This is a genomic window from Emticicia agri, assembly GCF_004168285.1.
Taxonomy (GTDB): Bacteria; Bacteroidota; Bacteroidia; order Cytophagales; family Spirosomataceae; genus Emticicia; species Emticicia agri.
On record NZ_SEWF01000028.1, the window covers coordinates 1 to 19234 of the forward strand.

Sequence of the window (19234 nt, forward strand, 5' to 3'; positions counted from 1 at the left end):
TTAAGTAATGCGACAAAATTATTTTAAAATTGTTAACTTTGCTCTATGCGAGCAAAACGATATATTAAATTAGAGCCAAGTGAGGTCATCACAATGGAAGAAGGGTACAAAAATGCTACCCATCATCAATTCAAACAACGTTGTCATTGTCTATTGCTAAGTCATCAGGGGTATGATATGTATAGCCTAAAATCTATATTTCAAGTAAGCCACCCTACCATCACTAACTGGTTTGACAGTTGGGAAACGCATGGGATAGTAGGTTTACGCAATCAATTGGGTCAGGGTCGCAAACCTATTTTCAATGCAGCTGATGAATCATTGGTAAAAAGCAAAGTAAAATCAAGCCCTCAGACTCTGAAAAAAGTACGTCAAGAACTGAAAGAAGCATTACAGAAAGACTTCTCTCAAAGAACATTAGAGCGTTTTTTAAAAACACTTGTCGAGCCAGTTGGAAAAGAGCCAGAAAAAGTTTAAAGTCAAAGCAAAACACTTCTGAGTACGCATATAAAGAAGACTGCTTAAATGACTTACTCGAGCTCCACCAACAAAGTCATATTGACTTATTTTATGGTGATCAGGCTGGTTTTTCGCTCAATTGTGTCGTACCTTACTGCTGGCAATTTCCAGATGAACCCGTTTATATTCTGCCACAAAAAGGCAAGAATATCAATGTATTTGGGTTGATGAATGCTGATGGAAATGAACTTTACACTTTTGATGTAAAAGGTACTATTAATGCTGATTTTGTCATCAATTCAATAGAAATATTTATTGATAAAATTAGAAAACCAACAGTTTTAGTAATTGATAATGCCAGAATTCATCACGCCAAAGTTTTTCAAGAAAAGTTAGAATTGTGGCAAAACAAAGGGCTCTATATTTTCTATTTGCCTGCTTACAGTCCACATCTAAACAGAATCGAAAGGCTTTGGAGGCATACTAAATATTATTGGCTTAAGCCTAGTGATTATCAAGATTTGGAAACCCTCAAAAAAGCCCTTGACAAAATTTGGTCTAAATTTGGTTTTGACTATCAAATCGACTTTTCTAAAATTAAAATTTAAAATAATTTTGTCGTATTACTTAAATGTGAATTTATGAATGTATAAGTTTAGTGTTTTTTCCAACTTGTACCAAGAGATATATTACAAATATGTCAATTATTGATTAATTATAAAAGACAAGTTAATCCCAATTTTTTATGCTAATGTAATGAAAATACTTTTTTAATTCACATACTATAAGTTCCAAAGTATGTAAACCAAAGTTTACCAAATAGATTCTAAGCAAATGCAATTTGCTGAAAAATAAACAATAATTATTGATCTAAAATTATCAATTTTGTTATTGAAATTTTAATTATCAGAAATCAGCTTTTTCAATTAATAAATGTATTACTTTAACTTTTAATTCAACCAAAAAAACTCTAAAATGACTACTCGATTTCAAAAATTTGCCAGCATTTTTAGCGCTCTATGTATTATAGGTCATACCTTGTCTGCCCAATTGGCACCTATCAAACATATCGAAGGCCGATGGGATATTACTGTTACAGGAAAAGATGGAAAAACTTCACCATCATGGCTGGAAGTAAACCACTCGGGTGTAAAATACCTGAACGGACATTTTGTGGGTAGCGGTGGAAGTGCCAGACCGATTTCCCGTATCAATTTTGAAGGTGATAGGGTGTCGTTTTCTATTCCGCCACAATGGGATGCTGCCGAAAAAGACCTGGTAGTAGAAGGCGTTTTATCGGGCGATAAGATAACCGGAACCATGAACACACCTAACGGTGAAATAATGAATTGGGTAGGGGTACGGGCACCTAAATTAAACAGTACCCGAACACCTGTGTGGGGAGCCCCAATCAAATTGTTCAATGGTAAAAATCTGGACGGTTGGCAGGCAACAGGTGCTAACAACCAATGGATTGTAGAAAACGGTATTCTAAAAAGTCCGAAATCAGGTTCAAATCTTCGTAGTACACAAACATTCAACGACTTCAAATTGCATGTGGAATTCAGATACCCGAAAGAAAGTAATAGCGGGGTTTATTTAAGAGGCCGTTACGAAGTTCAGGTAACTGACAGTGAAGGAAGAGACCCACTGAAAGACCAGTTAGGGGCAGTGTACGGCTTTATTGCACCTTTAGAAATGCCAGCCAAACCAGCCGGAGAATGGCAGAGTTTTGATATTACACTGGTAGGCAGAGTGGTAACTGTCGTATTAAATGGCAAAACCATTATTTATAAAAACGAAATTCCGGGTATTACAGGTGGTGCATTAGATAGCAACGAAGGCGAGCCAGGCCCTATCTTCTTCCAAGGCGACCACGGCCCAATTGAGTACAGAAATATTGTGATTACGCCTGCGAAGTAAGTAGTATATTTTGTGATGAATTTATAGCCCTGAAAGAGGTTTGCACAAACCTGTTTCAGGGCTATATACTTTAGAAATATATTTAAACTTTCTTCAATTGTTATGAGTTTATAATACAAATACAATCTTTTGATGAAATGAACAACAATGAACAATTAAAACAAGACATGGATAAGTTCCTACTTGATTTAGGCATAAACAATATTTTCAATAAGGAACTTTATGAGAGTTTGAAAAATGCCATAGCAGTAGCTATGAATACCCAGACTGCTGATGAAGAATTTAAAAATATTGTCAGGGACGGGCTAAGTCAGGCAAAAATACAGATTAACAGCCACATGACTGCTAAAGATGATTTCTGGATAGAAGATATAGAAAGTGGCTATCTGGCAGGTAAAGTATTTGAAATTGATTCGATACTGGAGCAGCTTTGATGCAATAGATTTACGCATCCTGCAAAACTTTTAGTACAGGAAACCAAAAAATCTGGCCAATTTTGGTGTACAGGTTTAGACAGAACCACACAATTCTACCAATAACTTCGCTTTAAATCAAATGGCTATATATTTTAATCAGGCGTGATATTTAAGCATATATCACTCCTGATCATTTAAAGAATGTTGAAATTCAAAGGACACTAAAACTGCTTAATTAAGCAAGGCATCTAACTGGTTAAAAATATCAACAAGTCCATGTTCCATGCCGCTATTAATCATGGCATCACGGTCTGCTACCGAAAAACATACGTCGTGTATGGTTAATTTTGTTCTTCCATTTTCCAGTTCTTCAAAAAACATTGCTTCCATTACAGCATGACCTCTTTCGGGCATTTCCATAAACTCAGAGGTCTGAATGACCCGCTCCGGTGCTGTTAATTCGTGAATAGTACCGGCAAAAGTACATACAATCTTTCCCTCAGCATTTTTATTATACCAGCTATAACTTCCGCCGGATTTATAGTCATGATGATTAAAGTGCATGGTATTACCGAAAGGAGCAAAAAACTTAATCAGAATGTCCGGGTCAGTAAATGCTTTAAAAACCTTTTCCCGTGGGGCTTTAAATTCTCTGATAATAAATAACTCCTGTTTGCCGGGCTCGGCAATTACTTGTGTGTTGTTGTGAGTAATCATTTGCGGTTGATTTTAATTGTTTAAAATGTCGTCTAATCGGTTAAACCTGTCGTCCCACATTTGGGCAAACGGTGCTAACCATTCTGCTAATTCTTTCATTTTGTTAAGATTTAAGTGGTAATAAATCTCTCGTCCGTTTTGTTGTTGCGTCAGCAATTCGCATTCAGTAAGAATCTGAATGTGTTTGGAAATGGTTTGCCTGGCCGAGTCAAAACTTTCGGTAATGGCGCCGGGTGTCATTGCCTGCAATGCAACCAGCGTAAGTATCGCCCGACGGGTTGGGTCGGCGATGGCCTGAAAAATATCTCTACGTGTTTTCATTATGCAGTTATTTGACTGCAAATATATATGCAGCTATTTGACTGCGCAAGTTTTTTGAAGAATTTTTTTAGCACCTAAAAATCCACTGGCAAGCTAAGGGCTATTATGGTCTTGTATTTGCTGACTCTGATGGGGATGAGTTTAATATGATTTGTATGTAGGGCTTACTGGTTCTGAAGTAGTTCTTGTAAATCCATTTCAGGATTGTTCGCTTTTTTTGTTCCAGATTTTTGGTAAGTTTTCCATTTGAGTATTTGTCATTTGTTGCGTTCCGATTAATGTACGTATCCCATGTATCATAACCATCGAAGCTTTTCCTGTTTCAATAAAATACTTGAAATTAGTACCGTTGTACAATAAAATCTGTCCGAAAGTAAATGGTTTTTTATCTCTAAGTCCTTTAAAATCGCCATACGTTTCATGTGCTGCACCTTCTATGCTTCCGGCATTGGTTTCTCCTTTCTCTGTTGTTATAATTCGTCGGGTTGTCAGAATACTATAATTATCTGCATCAATCATAGTAGAACAGATAAATAATTCGTTCTCAGCCAATTGAAGTGGAAGTGCTGTATAGGGAAACTCTGCATTCGATTCATAAAACTTTGTCCATTTAAAGTCGTAAGGCTTCATGGTGTGTCTCTTAATGGCAGCGATACAGATATTGTGTTTTGATTTGTCTGTTTTAGTCATCTTAAGTTACAGCTAATGCGTAATATGTTAGAGTCTGTTTAAATAATATAATTCTACCTGCAAAGATATCCGTTTGGCATCTGCTTTTTTTAGTTATATCGCATTGTATTTTTCATCATAGCCGCCAATAAACTGCTTTATCTCAATACTATTGCCTGGTAGTGGTTCAAAATTCCGGGTTACTCGCTTAGGATTGTCGCCTGAATCGTTGCATGGCAAATTTTCTGAAATTATCGGGCAATCTGCCTATGACACCCTGTGGATGGACAAAAAAGAAGTAGCGTTCTATTTCAAAATCATTCAGTTCTACTATCTGTAATTCTTCGTTCTTTAACTCCTTGGTAATGGCGTGAATAGATAAAAAAGAGAAGCAGTTGGTAGTAAGCAGAAAATTCTTGATACTCTCGGTACTGGCCAGCACCACTTTTACATTCAACTCATGTAGGCCAATGCCTATTTTCATTAAGGCTTTTCTGATAACCTCATTGGTTCCCGAACCTTGTTCTCTCAGCACAAAATCAACCTCTTTCAATAGTTCGGGGTTTATGGCGTGCCTATTAGCCACCAACGGATTTTTGTGACGGGTTACCAGTACCAACTCATCTTTCAGAAACTCTTCATATTTCATCGAAGCATTGTCTGATAGCCCCTCAACAATACCTAAATCAATTTCTTTTTGTTGTAACCATTCTTCCACCTGCTTTGAATTTCCATGCAAGGTTTTGATCTTTATTAAAGGATATTGCGTATGGAAGTCTGCTAAAATTTCGGGAATGATATAGTGTGAGATGGTAGTACTTGCTCCCAGACGCAGTTCTCCGGCAGTGCGTCCGTCGAGAATATCCAGATTTTCATTTAACTGGTTATAGATGTGCTGTATTTGCAGGGCATAATTTAGCAGCAATTGCCCGGTTTCTGTCAACACCAATCGGTTGCCGTTTCGCTCAAAAAGGTTACGCCCTGTGTGTATCTCCAGTTCATGTATGTTTTTACTGATGGCAGGCTGCGAGATATTTAACTCTTGTGCGGCCTTCGTAAAATTGAGGTGTCTTGCTGCCGCAATAAAAACCGACATTTTGAAATCAATGGCTATCATAATGCTCAATTCTGAGAACGGGTTAAAATCAGATTCCCAAAAAAATTGCCACAATGTACACAAAGAACACGGGGACGCCAAGTCAATGTTACACAATTGATTAATGAAACATTGTATATGTGGTGTGCATTTTGACAAAATTGCTCAGTTTATGACCATGATTCACCCGTTTTTCAAAAAGACTACTTTTTTGTGTATCAGCCACAGAACCCTCTTTCCAGTATATTTTAGATAAAAGAAATAAACCTAATATTGATAAAAATGAGACCAATAGAAACAAGATAGTCATGTATCGTTGTAAGAGTACTCGGTCGCTGCTTATATTTTCATTTTCCATTGTGCTATCGTTTATATGCAACAAAAGTATGTCTTTCGTGAGTAGCATTAAAAGGATAGTTTTTGATTGCCAATAACCTTTGGTTATGGAATGAGGGTGATTTAGCTACTTGATTTAGAAATATCAATTAAAAAATTATATGGAAGAATGAGGTAGTGCGCAGGAAAATTAACTACTCAATTGGGCTTTCATTACTTTTCGATGGTCTGTTGTTTTATATTTAGCCCTACTTTTGCTATATTGTCAATCAATTCCTCTGATTTTTATGCTGTCACTATTAGCTAAGATATTCCCATGCACAGAAATACAAAATTAATTATCGAAACTATCAGTGTTTTTTTACTTGTCAGTGTATTGGCTGTTTTTATTCAGCGACTGGAAATTGACAAATTGATAAAGACTATGCTGTATGTACCTGTTTTATTATTTCAGGGGCTGTGGTTTTATCGTTTTTATATAGTTGGGCATGAAGCGTCTCATAAAAAACTGTTTGCTGACAATCTGCAGGCTAATGATTTCTGGGGGAGTATCATTCTTTTGCCCCTGATGGTGCCAATTACCATTTACAGAAAAATTCATTATTTCCATCATGGGTTCAATCGTAAAGACGAGCATACTTCGGCATTAGATACATTTGTGGTAAAAAAAGAGCCTACTGCTTTTCAAAAAATATACTACTATATAGTCTGGTATCTGAGTGTGTTTTTTGGTGGATTCTTCATCCATTCGTTGGTATCAGTTATCTTATTTTTGTTTATTCCACCCAGCTTGTCTGTTAAAATCTCTCCTGCATTCAAAGGTTGGACAATGCTCGACCAGTTAAAGTCTATCGCCCTGTTTATTCTGGGAGTTTCATTACATCTCTCTGTATTCTTTGTATTTGGTAAAGAAATTTATCTGTTTACCTTGGGTTATCCGATGTTGTCGTTTGCTTGGGTGCTTTCATTGTTAGTGTATATTTTTCATTATGATACCACCATTGGCGACGGGGTAAGGTATAATGTACGTTCGGTTAAAAAAGTGCCTGTGATTTCGTGGATACTGATGAATTTTAACGAGCATGCTACTCACCATCAGCATCCGAATATTCCATGGTATGAACTGCCGGACAAAAGAAAGGCTTTGCCTGATGAATACGACGAAAAGAACCAGAACACCTGGAATTTTTTCAGAGCCATTCTTAATCAACTCAAAGGCCCTCATATTACTCATGAACACACGCATTAGAAAAGCTGAGTTAAATGATACTGAAGCCTTTATCGCTATCAAAAATCAGCTACCAATCTCAATGGTAGATGGTACCACTACCAAAGGTGGTTTTTTATTGGGCACTGATATTAATACCTATCGCAGTTTTATAGAAAATGACTATTGTCTCGTAGCAGAAGTTGATACACAGGTAATAGGGTTTGGTATTATTCTGAAAGATTCGACCCTTCGTGCCTCAGAAGTCTGGGAGAAAAGAAGTAGTGCCGACTGGTTTATTAATTTAGCCGATTATGAATCACAGAGACTTGGCTATTTTGAGCAACTGGCTTTTTTGAAAGGGCATAGAAAATCAGTATTGATACTCTGCTATAATCTGGTAAAATGGGTATTTGAACAAGGATACGAAACACTGTTTACTACCACTGTTAATAAACCAATTCTTAACCTAGCCGCTATTCCTTTTATTGAAGCTGTGGATGGTATTCAGGCAGGAAATATTGATGAGTTTTATCCGAAAATAGGACAGATTAACTCGGATATTTATCTGATTGAGGCCAGGACCTTTTTAGAAAAAGTTAAAAATCTTCCTTTATATCCTTTCTTTGAAGCAAATACGCTGACATTTCATTAACAGGTCTAAACAAATTTACATTTGGTTTACATCTTTTTACAAGCCCTTAACTAAAGCCCCATACAAAGCCATTTATATTTGCTGAAACACCTGATACCAAAAGAAAAATGGCATGTATCTGCTTTGTTCCTGATGTTTGTTTTTGTGCTTCCAGTAAAGAAAAAAGCAAAACAGACCTATCAAAAGATACTGCAAGCCTATTACGAACAACAATCTCACTTTCAAAATAAAATTATGAAAAAAACAGCAACTCTTTTAACAGCACTGCTCCTTATACTTTTTGTATCTACTGAAACCATTGCCCAATTATCATCTCAAAAAATTGATTCGTTAGTGGAAAATGCCCTTTTAAAGTTGAAAGTAGCTGGCGCAGCTGTAGCCATTGTTAAGGATGGTAAAGTAATTCACCAAAAAGGGTATGGGCTTGCTTCGGTTACCACAAAAGAAAAGGTGAATGAATACACCAATTTTCAGATTGGCTCAAATACCAAGTCATTTACAACGGCTGCACTTGCTATTTTAGAAGATGAAGGCAAACTGAAGTGGACTGATAAAGTAAAAGATCACCTGCCTGAATTTAAAATGTATAATGATTATGTAACGGAGAACTTTAACATACAGGACCTTTTAACGCATCGAAGCGGACTCGGATTAGGTGCAGGTGATCTGATGTTTTTTCCTGATGGTTCCAATTTTACCATCAAGGATGTTCTGACCAGTTTTCAATATTTTAAACCTGTTTCTGCTTTTCGAACCAAATATGATTATGACAATTTACTGTATATCGTGGCAGGAGAAGTAATTGCCAGAGCCAGCGGTATGAGTTATGACGCATTTGTCCAGAAACGAATCGTTGAGCCCCTACAAATGAAAAATACATTTGTTGGTAGCATGATGAAAGACAAAAGTAACCGGGCAACACCGCACTCAGCAGTGTCTGGGTCTATAAAAACAATTGCCGCTCAAGAGGCAGGAGTAGATAGCCCTGCCGGTGGAATACTTTCGAATGTGGCAGATATGTCAAAATGGATGCTGACTCAATTAAACAGAGGTAAGTACGGAGCTGATTTGAAATCAACCTTATTTTCTTCGAAAAACCACAATGAAATGTGGAGGTTGCATACTGTTTTAGAAACCAATCGATTCCCAAGATACAACTCTCATTTTAACGGTTATGGTTTAGGTTGGTTCTTAACCGATGTGAAAGGAAATTTAAAAGTATCGCACACGGGAGGTTTACCGGGAATGATATCGGAAGTAACTATGATTCCTGATTTAAATCTGGGATTCGTGATATTAACCAATTCAGATGAGGGTGGTGCATTTTTACAGGCGGTCTCAAGTACTATTAGTGACAGTTATTTAGGCCTGGACGACTATGGATGGACGGATAAAGTAGCAGGATGGATGCAATATCAACAGAATATGGGTGATGGAGTAACAAAAAAGGTTTGGGAAAAAGTTGAATCAGCCAAAAACGTAAAAGTCAAAAACTACGACTTTATCGGGATATACGAAGACTCTTGGTTTGGAAAAATTGAAGTGTTTGAAAAGGATAAAAATTTATGGTTCAAATCTTACCGCTCTCCAAAATTAAATGGCCCGATGGCTTTTTATAATGCCAATACTTTTGCTATCAAATGGGAATATCAGGCGATGAATGCCGATGCACTGGCCATGTTTTCATTAGATGAAAAAGGCAGAGCGCAATCAATAAAAATGAGAGGCATCTCGTCAAATATTGACTTTAGCTTTGATTTTCAGGATTTGGACTTACAAAGGAAGGATGATTTTAAAGCTTATGAAGGATACTATACCTTTCAGTTTGAACCTGGCAAAGACGTGTATATAAAGATACTCACTAAAAATGGCCATCTGGGTTTAATTGAAACATGGCATGGAGGAGAAATTACTTTAGATCAGCAGTCTGAATTGGAGTTTTTTAATGAAACAAGAAATTACCCGATAAAGTTTACTAAAAATAAAGAAGGAGCCATTGTTGAGATGCTTGTACACAATAAGGATGTATGGAAAAAGGCTGATAATTATAAGCCATAATTAACGCTCTTTTCCAGGTATAATATGATTTTACTTTAAAATATAAAAAAATGAAAAAACTATTTGTGTTTATTCCTGCTATCTTACTGGGATTATTTCTGCTAAATTCTTTTGTACTGAAAGAAAGGGAAGCAAAAAAGACAATTCTTAAAGAAGGCAAATCATCAGAGATTGCCAACATCATTTTTAAATCTACTGATGGCGGGCAAACCTGGCAGGACATTAGCAAAGGGTTGCCTGAAAAATTGCAGAAAGAGGGTGTGTGGAGCAATGGTTTAATTGCCAATGACGGTGGGCTCTATTTACGGGCCGGTGATGGGATTTATCATAATGAACCAAATTCCATAACTACTTTTTGGACAAAAGAGAATTTTCCCGGTAAACAACGCAACATTACCCCTGGCAAGAATGGGATATTAGCCTATGATTTCAGGGGGCAATTTGTACAAAAAACAAACGGAGCGAGTGATTGGTCGCCTGTGTACACAGATTTTCAGGAGCAAGCCGTACGCTTAGACAAAACGGTAGACTGGATGTACAAGAATTATAAAGAGAGACAGGTAACCAACATTTTTGAAACAACAGGAGGTACAGTTTTCATCAATGCCAGCAATATTCTATTCAGATCAGCTAACCATGGAAAAACCTGGGAAAAAGTGCATACCGGTGGCGTGGCAATGAAATTGATGGAGTCAAACGGTGTACTTATGGCTACCTACAAAGATGGAATATTAAGATCAACCGATAATGGTCAAAATTGGAATCTCGTGCTTAATGAAGGGGGTGTTGGCATGGCTGTGGAACGTATAGATGGGGGATTTGCTGCTATAGTAAACAATACAGTTACCAAAACAAATACCATACACATTTCAATGGATGGTGGGAAAACCTGGAATGCCATAGGCGAAGACCTTCAGCCTACCTGGAGTCATTCTTTCATGAGAAAAGTAGGCTTAATCAAATCTTCATCGGATATTTTATCTATTAAACAAATGGGTAAATATTTAATATGTAGTCGCGGAGATGGGCTATTCCGGTCATCTGATATGGGCAAAACATGGCAACAATTATTAATGCCACCTACAGAATTTGGCTTCAATTTATCTGTTTCGGGCAATGTGATGTATGTGATACCATATAAAGGGTGTTGAAAAACGCCAAAATCAGCGTTTATGTATATGGCCGAGTTTACAAACATTTGTCAACGAGTATTAATCAATCAATAAAGATTATAGCAAAAAAATAAATACCTGAACCCATAAAGGACTGTAAGTCAATCAGGTAAGGTTATTAGGTTCTGGTATAAGAACTTTAGATTGGTTGAAATATTTACTAAGACTCAGGCAAAGTTTCTTACCTGAATACATTAACATTTCATTAACCTTGCCCATTTATAAAAATCGGTAAGTTTGTTTATATCCTTTAAACAAAAAGAAAGATGAAAAAACTCGTACAGCTATATGCTTTATTAATGCTTGTTTCCTGCACTTTGTGTGAAGGGCAAACCCAGCAAAAAAGTTATTATCCGACCGACACTAAAACTGAGGAAGCAATTACTTCGCACGGCCCTCTGAGTATAACGCGTAATATCAAACAGGATAGGAAAGGTAATATCTGGATTGCTGCATTCGATGGTGTTTTTCGCTATGACTCTGCTGCTGCACGCAAGGCAGGGGGAAAGGCTTTTACCAATATAACCAGTGAAGTGAGTAAGGCTCGTTTTTTTGATGTTTTAGAAGACAAAAAAGGGAATTTCTGGTTTTCTACTATTGGTTTGGGTGTGTTTTATTATGACCCTTCCAAGACAAGCAAGGATGCCTTTCATCATTTTACTACGAAAGATGGGCTTGCTAATGACCGGGTTCCTCATATTTATGAAGATAAAAGTGGCAATATCTGGTTTGGTACTGAAAGCGGAGCCAGTCGTTATGACGGCAAATCTTTTCAGACTTTTAAGCCTAATGAAGGGTTGATTGAGGCAGACCCCAACGATAATGATGTTAATTCAATTATTGAAGACAAAACCGGAAAATTCTGGGTTGCTACAAGAGGCTATCTCTTCACTTTCGATGGTAAAAAGTTTACACCTGTCATTGATAAGGGTAAATCTTTTACTAATATCCGCACCCTTATGGAAGATAAAAAGGGCAATATCTGGTTAGCTGGCGGAGTAGGACTCTGGCGTTTTGATGGCACTAACTTTACCGAATTTACAAAGAATTTTGCCGGGTATGTCTATGAAGATAGAAAAGGAAATATCTGGACGAGCTCACAACCTGATTATAATGGAACCGATAGATGGGCACTCTCTCGCTATGATGCAGCCACGTTGTCTATTTCAAAACCGATGGCAACCGATGTTATGGTAGACTATGAAGGGTATAAAAATATGCTTTTCGGTATTTTAGAAGCAAATGATGGAGGTATCTGGTTTGGCTCGTTAGCTGGTGTGTTTCGGTATGACCCTGCCGCTTCTCTTAGAGCAGGAGAAAGAGTTATTACTGCTTTTAAAGATAAGTAGGGGTAATCTAATCTATATTCAGGAATTAAAAAACAATTTTAAAAGACACAAATATGCGGTTATTCTTCTTCTATCTGTTCATCCTGACAGGTTTCTTTGCCCTCGGTTCATGTGATACCTCAACAAAACAGACAGACACGACTAAAGACATAATCTTACAGCATAGCTTGCCACGAGGGAATATACAACGACCCTGCCGGAAAAAACTTCATGTATATAGTATTCTGGGCGAGTGTCACGAATAAAAATGCTACTCCGGTAGAGTTTACAATGAATTTCCCTGCTGATTCATTCGCGATTTCCGGTCAGCCTGAAGGCTATGTAAAGTTTTTTCTACCTCCTGGCACAATGACCCCTGAAAAGGATTCTGTGTATGACTATGGTTTAACGACTTTAAAATCTTTTTTAAACGACAACTTTCATAAACCAACGCAATTGAAAAAAACGATTAAGCCCAAAGAAGAGTACCTTTTTTATATTGCGGTGGTTTCTGACGAGGGGTATAATGGGGCCGTACGAGCGGAGCTTGTTTTAAAAGAACAGCAGCTTTTTTATAAAATTAATATGCTTGATTCATTGCTTCCCTGTGGAAGTATTGTTTTTAAGAAATGAGGCAAAGATAAAGTTTGCTATTAGGTATATTCTTAAATGAAGTTTATTTAGCTTTACAATTTAAAGACAGTATTTCTCATTCTTAAACAAAAAGCACAGCACCGCTATCAATTGAGTTTTATTATGAAAAAGCACAATTTCTTAATCTTCTTAAAGGCATTTGTTTTTATATTTTTTACATCGGTACTATTGAGTTGTAACTCTGATAATAAAAAAGAACAAAAGAGTGATTCAACAGTAACTTCCGCAACCTCTGAAATTAGCAAATCAATACCCGATTCCACTGTACAGTTTTTAATCACATCAGCATCAAACGATTTCAGTAAGCAAAAGCATCCAACTCCCATTGATTTTCGCCAGGTAAAGGTGGGTTATACACTATCATCCACTAACGAAAAGATATATGTATTATGTGGAGAGTTTCTCGCAAAAGAGGAAAAGGAAAACTGGTTACTATTTGCTACTGTCAAGACATCGGGGTATGAACAATACTTGGGAAATCAGGCAAAAGCATTCTGTGAAAAATCAACTATGGATAATGTCGATTTATCTGCTGAATTAAAAAATAAACTGGTAGAGTCAAGAAAATAAAAATGAATTAATATAGCAGTTACTTTTCAGGTGTGGGCGGGAAACTGCATAACTCCAGATAAGGATTAAAAGCACAAAAGCCCCGATTTCTCAGGGCTTTTGTGCTTTTAATGCTGTTACAGATGGTTTATAGCATTTTATTGATGAATAAGTGTTCTTGCTTTTCTTCTTGAAACTACAATTTTATCTCCGGTTGTCAGGTGGGCAATGTGTTCTTCACCTACCGACTCTATACGTTTGAGGTATTGCAGATTAAGCATGAACTTTCTGTGAATACGGGCAAAATGCCCTTTTTCAACTAATTGTTTTTCGTGTACCCCCAGCGTGCGTGAAGACACTACTTTCTTTCCGCATTTAAGATGAAACTCGGTGTAATTTTCAAGACTACTCAAATACACTACTTCGTCTGGCTGAACACAGGTTTTACCGTGATCAAACCAAATCATCTGAGGATCACAATAGGTTGGCTTAATAAAAAATTTTCTCATGGCTGTTCAAAAAAGGGATTATAATATGGATTGTCAAATTTGACAAGAAAAATAGTATCTCTCAATACGCATTTAGTATTTGGCGGATATGGCAGATATTTGGTAGGTTTCGGTTAGTATTTGGAGAAGCACCCGCCCCCCGCCCCTGCAGGGGAGCCACCCCCCGCCCCTAAAGGGGAGCAACAAATTCTATGCATTCTATTTTACGACGAATCTGAAGCTCCCCTTTAGGGGCGGGGGGTGTTTATATGGGAATATGTATCGTCACCTTTGTGCCTAACGGTACATTTTCTTTTGATTTTTTATCTTCAATCATAATCTGGATATGCAAATCGTTGGCCTGGCTCAGGAGTTTGATGCGCTCGTCGTTAATATCCATACCCATCGATTTGTATTTCGGTATGTTTTTGCGCAGTAAAGAAGCCTGCTCACGGCCAATGCCGTTATCTTCAATAACTATTTCTATTGACTCGGTCAACTGTCTGATTTTTAGAGCTAAAACCCGTTTTTCATCCTTGTTCATCAAGCCATGTTTAATGGCATTTTCAATATAAGGTTGCAAAAGCATAGGTGGGGTAAATATCTCGTCGGTATCAATGCTTTCATCTAATTCATAAATAAACTCAAAGTTATCTTCAAAACGGAGCTTCTCTAATTTGATGTACAGCACAGCAGTTTCCAGTTCGTTAGTCAGCGAAATTAACTGCTCTTTTGAGTGTTGCAAGATAGACCGCATCAGCATCGAGAAATCGGTCAGGTATTCGGCTGCTTCAAGAGAGCGGTGCGTAAGAATATAACTTTTGATAGAGTTAAGGCTATTGAAAACAAAGTGCGGATTAATCTGCGAACGGAGCGTACGCAACTCAGATTCTTTAATGGCTTTGAATAGTGAGTTCTGTTCTTTTTGTATATGATAACTACGGCTACCAATAGCAATAGAAAAGAAAAAGATTTCTAACAATGTGCCTCCTACAAATACAATACTGGGTTCGATACGTAGAATGATATAAGACTCATGGCTGAACCATTGGGTCATGAAACCAACAAAACCGCCTAACATTAGAAATGTACTCCCTATTTTGATATTCCGGGCAATCTTCCCTCTGATTCTGAACACCATTACTAACAGCACAATATTGAGTATAGGGAATACGCCTTGGAAAAGCCAGTAGAATCCATTGCTCCAATCGAGACGCCGGAAAACGAATAACACGATAACATCTACTATCAGAAATACCAGTAAGGTGCGGATAACACGCCGAAAGATGAATCCGAGGTGAGGAAATTTTTCTTTGAGTTCAAGAAACTGGTAGATAAACAGGTAATAAGAGATTTGTGTGAGTAAAATATATACATTGCTATTGCCCGTGTATTTCAGAAAAGGCAGATAACTGAACAATATATGGAAATAAGGCGAATGCTCGTATTCCCAGAGATTAAAGAGTGCAATTGAGGTGGTATAAAATCCATAGTAAAGGTAATATTTTTGTCGGTCGAGAATGTAGAAGGTCAGTACAAATAGCGCAACAAACAATAAAATAGAAATGATTACACCATTATTGACCAGATAAATGTATTCGTCATAAAATGCTTTTACCTTATGGTGGTTTTCCCAGAGATAGCTTACTAACTTGGGTTTCAGGATAAAATCTTTTTTTGGGTAATCGTTTACCTTGACATATAACTGATATTGGGTACCTGGCAGAAAACGAATCGGTATATACTGGTCGTCGTAGCGGAACAGGCGTTTATCAGGCAGGTATTCTTCGTTGGTTTTATAAAGTTCTACCAACTGATGATAAATATCTCTGTAAACTATAACAGAATGATGTAGCCCGACAGTAAACAGTAAATCAAGTGTATCTTTGGTAGGATTGTGTATGGCGAGTTTCAACCAGTAATCGTAACGATACCCTGAAGAAAATGATTGAGGTATATATATGCTTTTGAGTCTGGCAAACTTTTGTTTCGGAATGGCTTGCACAGGTACTTGTCGGGTAGAGTCTATAAACAGAAAACTGCTGTCTGAACAGTCGAGAAAACCATTTTTTTCTAATTCAAAATAGAGGGATACTTGTGCGTGGGTTTGGTGAGGGATTAAGAGATTGAAAAAGCAGAATAGGAAAAGACCCCTCCCTAACCCTCCCCAACAATGGGGAGGGAACAAAAAAAGTTTTTCTCTCCACCATTGTGGAGAGATACTTTTGCTTCCCTCTCCATAATTGGGAAAGAGTTGAGGATAAGATTCTTTTTTCATCTAATCAATCACGGGTAAATAAATCATTACCTTGGTGCCAAGGGCTTTGCCTGATGCTTTTTTATCAATAATTTGTATATCAATGTGCCAGTCGTTGGTCATGGCTAATAATTTTACCCTTTCGTCGTTGATATTCATTCCCATTGACTGATGTTTGAATATGTTTTTACGTAGCAATGACGCCTGTTCACGCCCTATGCCATTATCTTCGATGATTATCAGGGTTTTATAGGGCAATGCTTGTATGCTCATAGATAGCGTTCTGTCTGTTGGTTTATTCATGAGTCCATGTTTAATGGCATTTTCGATATAAGGCTGTAAAAGCATGGGTGGTATAAAGGTTTCTTCCGTGTCAATTTGTTCATCAATATGATAGACAAACTCAAAACTATCGTCAAACCTTAGTTTTTCAAGTTTCACATACAGAAAAGTAGTTTCTAATTCATCGGCTAACGGAATAAGTTTTTCTTTGGAGTTTTGTAGAATAGACCTCATCAGGGTTGAAAAATCAGTCAGGTATTCGGCAGCTTCAACCGAGCGATGGTTAAGGATATAACTTTTGATGGCATTGAGGCTATTGAAAATAAAATGCGGATTAATCTGAGAGCGAAGCGTACGTAAATCAGATTCCTTTACCGATTTCATCAGCAAATTCCGGTTGCGTTGTCTGAGCCATGTTTTATAGCCTAAAGCCGTAGAAAAAAACAGGATTTCGACTAGAACCCCGATATTGAAAGGCATACTTAAGGGCAGGCGCATCAATACGTTTTCAAAGGGTTTCATCATTAATAGCTGCTCTGAAATACCAACAATTACTCCTAACAGCAAAGCAACAGAACCCCACTTGATATACTTTACAACTGAACCTTTAATGGTAAGCACAACAATGGTTGAATAGATGCCAAAAAAAGCAATCATAGGTTGGGAGAGTATCCAAATATAGCCTCCAGCCTGATACGCCTGAAAAACAAAGTTTAACAACGTATCTGCTATCAATAGCACCACTAAAACTTTAATATATAGCCTGATAATTTTTTCAAATCTTGGGGCAACTTTAGGAAGTTCCAGAAAATTGCTCAGAAAGAGGTAATAAAAGATATTGGAGATGAGCGCATAAGTATTGTTGTTGGCCGAGAATTTGAGAAAAGGAATAAAACTAAAAAATGCCCGCATATAGGGCGAATGTTCGATACCCCACAAGGCAAAGAGCAGAATAAAAATCAGATAACCTGCATAATAGCCATAATAGCGTCTATGTTCTACAAAATAAAGTACAAACATATACATAGCTACAAAAAACAGAATAGAGGCAAAGAAACCGTCGGCCATCAGGTAACGGTATTCATCAAAAAACGCCCGCATTTTGTCGTTATACTCCCAGCCGTAACTCACTAATTTTGGCTGTAGATTCATGTATAACTGTGGGTGTTCACTTATCTTAATCAGTAATTCATAAGTCTGATGCGGCGCAAATTTTAAGGGAACATATTTTTCATCATACCGGAAAGGTCGTTCGTGCGGTAGTAAATCCTGTTGGGTAGATTCAAGTAAGACAAATTTGCCATTTACCTTACGGAATATCTTAACCCCCTTATGGACTCCTGCCGTAAACAAGGCAGGAAGCATGGCGTTGGTGGGGTTATTGACAGTAATTCTAAGCCAGAAAACATAGTCGAAATAATCGAAAGCAAAGGGCCGGAAGCGATAATCGTTTAACGGAATAAATGCTTGCCTGTCAATTTGTTGTACAGGTGCTTTGCCACTCGAATCGATATACAACTGTGCTTGTTCAGAACACAGAATTACTTTGTTGTCTATAAATTTCTTGTTAATAGTAATCGTGTCTGTTTTTTGCGAAAAACAGTAGGAGCCAATGAATAAAAGAAGCGTAAATGTGAGAAAAATCCTCAAGGTAAATTTCTGTTTTAGAGCATATTTAAATTTTGTTATTCTGATCGAAAAGTTCATATTTTTCAGATAGACAAGGCGTCATTTTGCAGATGTAGCCAGCAGCTACATCGAAAAAATGCAACGCAGTATAGTTGAAAAAGATGAACTTTGTAGGTCGAATCATAATTTTTAAACATGCTCTCACGTATATTTATTGTCGGTTGTGGGATACCTTGCAGTGAATAATAAAATTATCTCACCAAATCCATCAATTTCATGCGGTTTGCCCTTGAAACCTGCAAGCTGGTGCCGTTGTTCATGACCACATAGCCACCTTCGCCTTTGATATACTTTTTGATATGTGTCAGGTTTACCAAATATGACTGATGAATACGCACAAAAGGATGGTTGGATAGTAAAGTTTCAAGGTCTTTCAAAGTACGTGAAATCAGTACTTTTTCTTTATTGGCCATCATGATTCTCGAATAATTTCCGTCTGCTTCAGCGTAGATAATATCGTTGATAGAGATAAATTCCAGCCCCTCAGGTGTTGGCACAGCCACATTGGGTTTATGATGAATACCCCCACGCATATTTGCCAGCAATAGTTCAAGGTTTTGTATGTCCACCTGTTTGCTTTGTTTCTGGCGCACTTTGTCAACGGCTCTGATGAGTTTCTCTTTTGAAATAGGTTTCAGCAAATAATCTATGGCGCAAAATTCAAAGGCCGTAAGGGCATAGGCATCATAGGCCGTGCAGAAAATAACCTCAAAGTTGATTTTCGGAATTTTCAGTAGAAAATCAAAACCGTTCATCTGCGGCATACTGATGTCCAGAAAAATCATGTCTGGTCTGATAGTATCCAGCATTTCAAGAGCCTTTTCTGCTGACTGGAATTTGGCAAGTACTTTTACATCGGCGCAATAGGTTTGTAGTTCTATTTCAAGGGTATCAAGGCAACCTTTTTCGTCGTCAATTAAAATCGCGGTAAGCATAACAGTAAGGATTTTCGGAAAGT

At 37.4% G+C, this 19234-nt stretch carries 19 protein-coding genes; 11 read left to right on the forward strand and 8 right to left on the reverse strand.

Annotation, left to right across the window (positions count from 1 at the left end):
- The first annotated feature begins 45 nt into the window (after nt 1-45).
- The 4 genes from EWM59_RS28430 to EWM59_RS17665 all read left to right on the forward strand — a co-directional run bounded on the left by EWM59_RS28430 (nt 46) and on the right by EWM59_RS17665 (nt 2816).
- Complete coding sequence (locus tag EWM59_RS28430) at nt 46-477, forward strand: helix-turn-helix domain-containing protein (RefSeq protein WP_130021386.1); 432 nt, start codon at nt 46-48, stop codon at nt 475-477.
- Nucleotides 417-1067, forward strand: a complete 651-nt coding sequence (locus EWM59_RS17655) for an IS630 family transposase (RefSeq protein WP_229239289.1) — start codon at nt 417-419, stop codon at nt 1065-1067. The genes EWM59_RS28430 and EWM59_RS17655 overlap by 61 nt, the downstream gene beginning before the upstream one ends.
- Before the next feature lie 367 nt (nt 1068-1434).
- Nucleotides 1435-2382, forward strand: a complete 948-nt coding sequence (locus EWM59_RS17660; RefSeq protein WP_130022582.1) for a 3-keto-disaccharide hydrolase — start codon at nt 1435-1437, stop codon at nt 2380-2382.
- 167 nt (nt 2383-2549) lie between these two features.
- On the forward strand, nt 2550-2816 hold the full coding sequence (locus EWM59_RS17665) for a hypothetical protein (RefSeq protein WP_130022583.1): 267 nt from the start codon (nt 2550-2552) through the stop codon (nt 2814-2816).
- 213 nt (nt 2817-3029) lie between these two features.
- Here the strand turns inward: EWM59_RS17665 and EWM59_RS17670 are convergent, their stop codons facing one another.
- The 4 genes from EWM59_RS17670 to EWM59_RS17685 form a co-directional block, all read right to left on the reverse strand.
- A complete protein-coding gene (locus EWM59_RS17670) occupies nt 3030-3515 on the reverse strand; it encodes an SRPBCC domain-containing protein (RefSeq protein ID WP_130022584.1) in 486 nt (161 codons plus the stop codon).
- A gap of 12 nt (nt 3516-3527) precedes the next feature.
- Nucleotides 3528-3836, reverse strand: a complete 309-nt coding sequence (locus EWM59_RS17675) for an ArsR/SmtB family transcription factor (RefSeq protein WP_130022585.1) — start codon at nt 3834-3836, stop codon at nt 3528-3530.
- Between the two features lie 198 nt (nt 3837-4034).
- Nucleotides 4035-4526, reverse strand: coding sequence for a hypothetical protein (locus tag EWM59_RS17680; RefSeq protein WP_130022586.1), 492 nt, complete (start codon nt 4524-4526; stop codon nt 4035-4037).
- A 187-nt stretch (nt 4527-4713) separates the two neighbouring features.
- A complete protein-coding gene (locus EWM59_RS17685; protein ID WP_207220010.1) occupies nt 4714-5622 on the reverse strand; it encodes a LysR substrate-binding domain-containing protein in 909 nt (302 codons plus the stop codon).
- 631 nt (nt 5623-6253) lie between these two features.
- Here EWM59_RS17685 and EWM59_RS17690 point away from each other — a divergent pair.
- The 7 genes from EWM59_RS17690 to EWM59_RS17720 all read left to right on the forward strand — a co-directional run bounded on the left by EWM59_RS17690 (nt 6254) and on the right by EWM59_RS17720 (nt 13581).
- Nucleotides 6254-7186 (forward strand): fatty acid desaturase family protein, encoded by a 933-nt coding sequence (locus tag EWM59_RS17690; RefSeq protein WP_130022587.1) that lies wholly within the window; start codon nt 6254-6256, stop codon nt 7184-7186.
- Nucleotides 7170-7799 carry a hypothetical protein gene (locus EWM59_RS17695; RefSeq protein WP_130022588.1) on the forward strand — a complete coding sequence of 210 codons (630 nt, stop codon included), beginning with the start codon at nt 7170-7172 and terminating at the stop codon, nt 7797-7799. Before EWM59_RS17690 ends, EWM59_RS17695 begins: the two co-directional genes overlap by 17 nt.
- Nucleotides 7800-7931: 132 nt before the next feature.
- Nucleotides 7932-9857 (forward strand): serine hydrolase, encoded by a 1926-nt coding sequence (locus EWM59_RS17700; protein ID WP_229239382.1) that lies wholly within the window; start codon nt 7932-7934, stop codon nt 9855-9857.
- A 50-nt stretch (nt 9858-9907) separates the two neighbouring features.
- Nucleotides 9908-11008, forward strand: coding sequence for a WD40/YVTN/BNR-like repeat-containing protein (locus EWM59_RS17705; protein WP_130022589.1), 1101 nt, complete (start codon nt 9908-9910; stop codon nt 11006-11008).
- A gap of 287 nt (nt 11009-11295) precedes the next feature.
- A complete protein-coding gene (locus EWM59_RS17710; protein WP_130022590.1) occupies nt 11296-12378 on the forward strand; it encodes a ligand-binding sensor domain-containing protein in 1083 nt (360 codons plus the stop codon).
- 210 nt (nt 12379-12588) lie between these two features.
- Nucleotides 12589-12990, forward strand: coding sequence for a hypothetical protein (locus EWM59_RS17715; RefSeq protein WP_130022591.1), 402 nt, complete (start codon nt 12589-12591; stop codon nt 12988-12990).
- 123 nt (nt 12991-13113) lie between these two features.
- A complete protein-coding gene (locus EWM59_RS17720) occupies nt 13114-13581 on the forward strand; it encodes a hypothetical protein (protein ID WP_130022592.1) in 468 nt (155 codons plus the stop codon).
- Nucleotides 13582-13718: 137 nt separating this feature from the next.
- Here EWM59_RS17720 and EWM59_RS17725 read toward each other — a convergent pair whose 3' ends face one another.
- The 4 genes from EWM59_RS17725 to EWM59_RS17740 all read right to left on the reverse strand — a co-directional run bounded on the left by EWM59_RS17725 (nt 13719) and on the right by EWM59_RS17740 (nt 19211).
- The gene (locus EWM59_RS17725; RefSeq protein WP_165372208.1) at nt 13719-14027 is read right to left on the reverse strand and encodes a LytR/AlgR family response regulator transcription factor; all 309 of its coding nucleotides are present in this window, start codon (nt 14025-14027) and stop codon (nt 13719-13721) included.
- 286 nt (nt 14028-14313) lie between these two features.
- Nucleotides 14314-16326: a histidine kinase gene (locus EWM59_RS17730; protein WP_130022594.1), complete on the reverse strand. Its 2013-nt coding sequence runs from the start codon at nt 16324-16326 to the stop codon at nt 14314-14316.
- A complete protein-coding gene (locus EWM59_RS17735; protein ID WP_165372209.1) occupies nt 16327-18237 on the reverse strand; it encodes a histidine kinase in 1911 nt (636 codons plus the stop codon). It abuts the gene before it with no gap.
- A 230-nt stretch (nt 18238-18467) separates the two neighbouring features.
- A complete protein-coding gene (locus EWM59_RS17740; RefSeq protein ID WP_130022596.1) occupies nt 18468-19211 on the reverse strand; it encodes a LytR/AlgR family response regulator transcription factor in 744 nt (247 codons plus the stop codon).
- Nucleotides 19212-19234 lie beyond the last annotated feature (23 nt).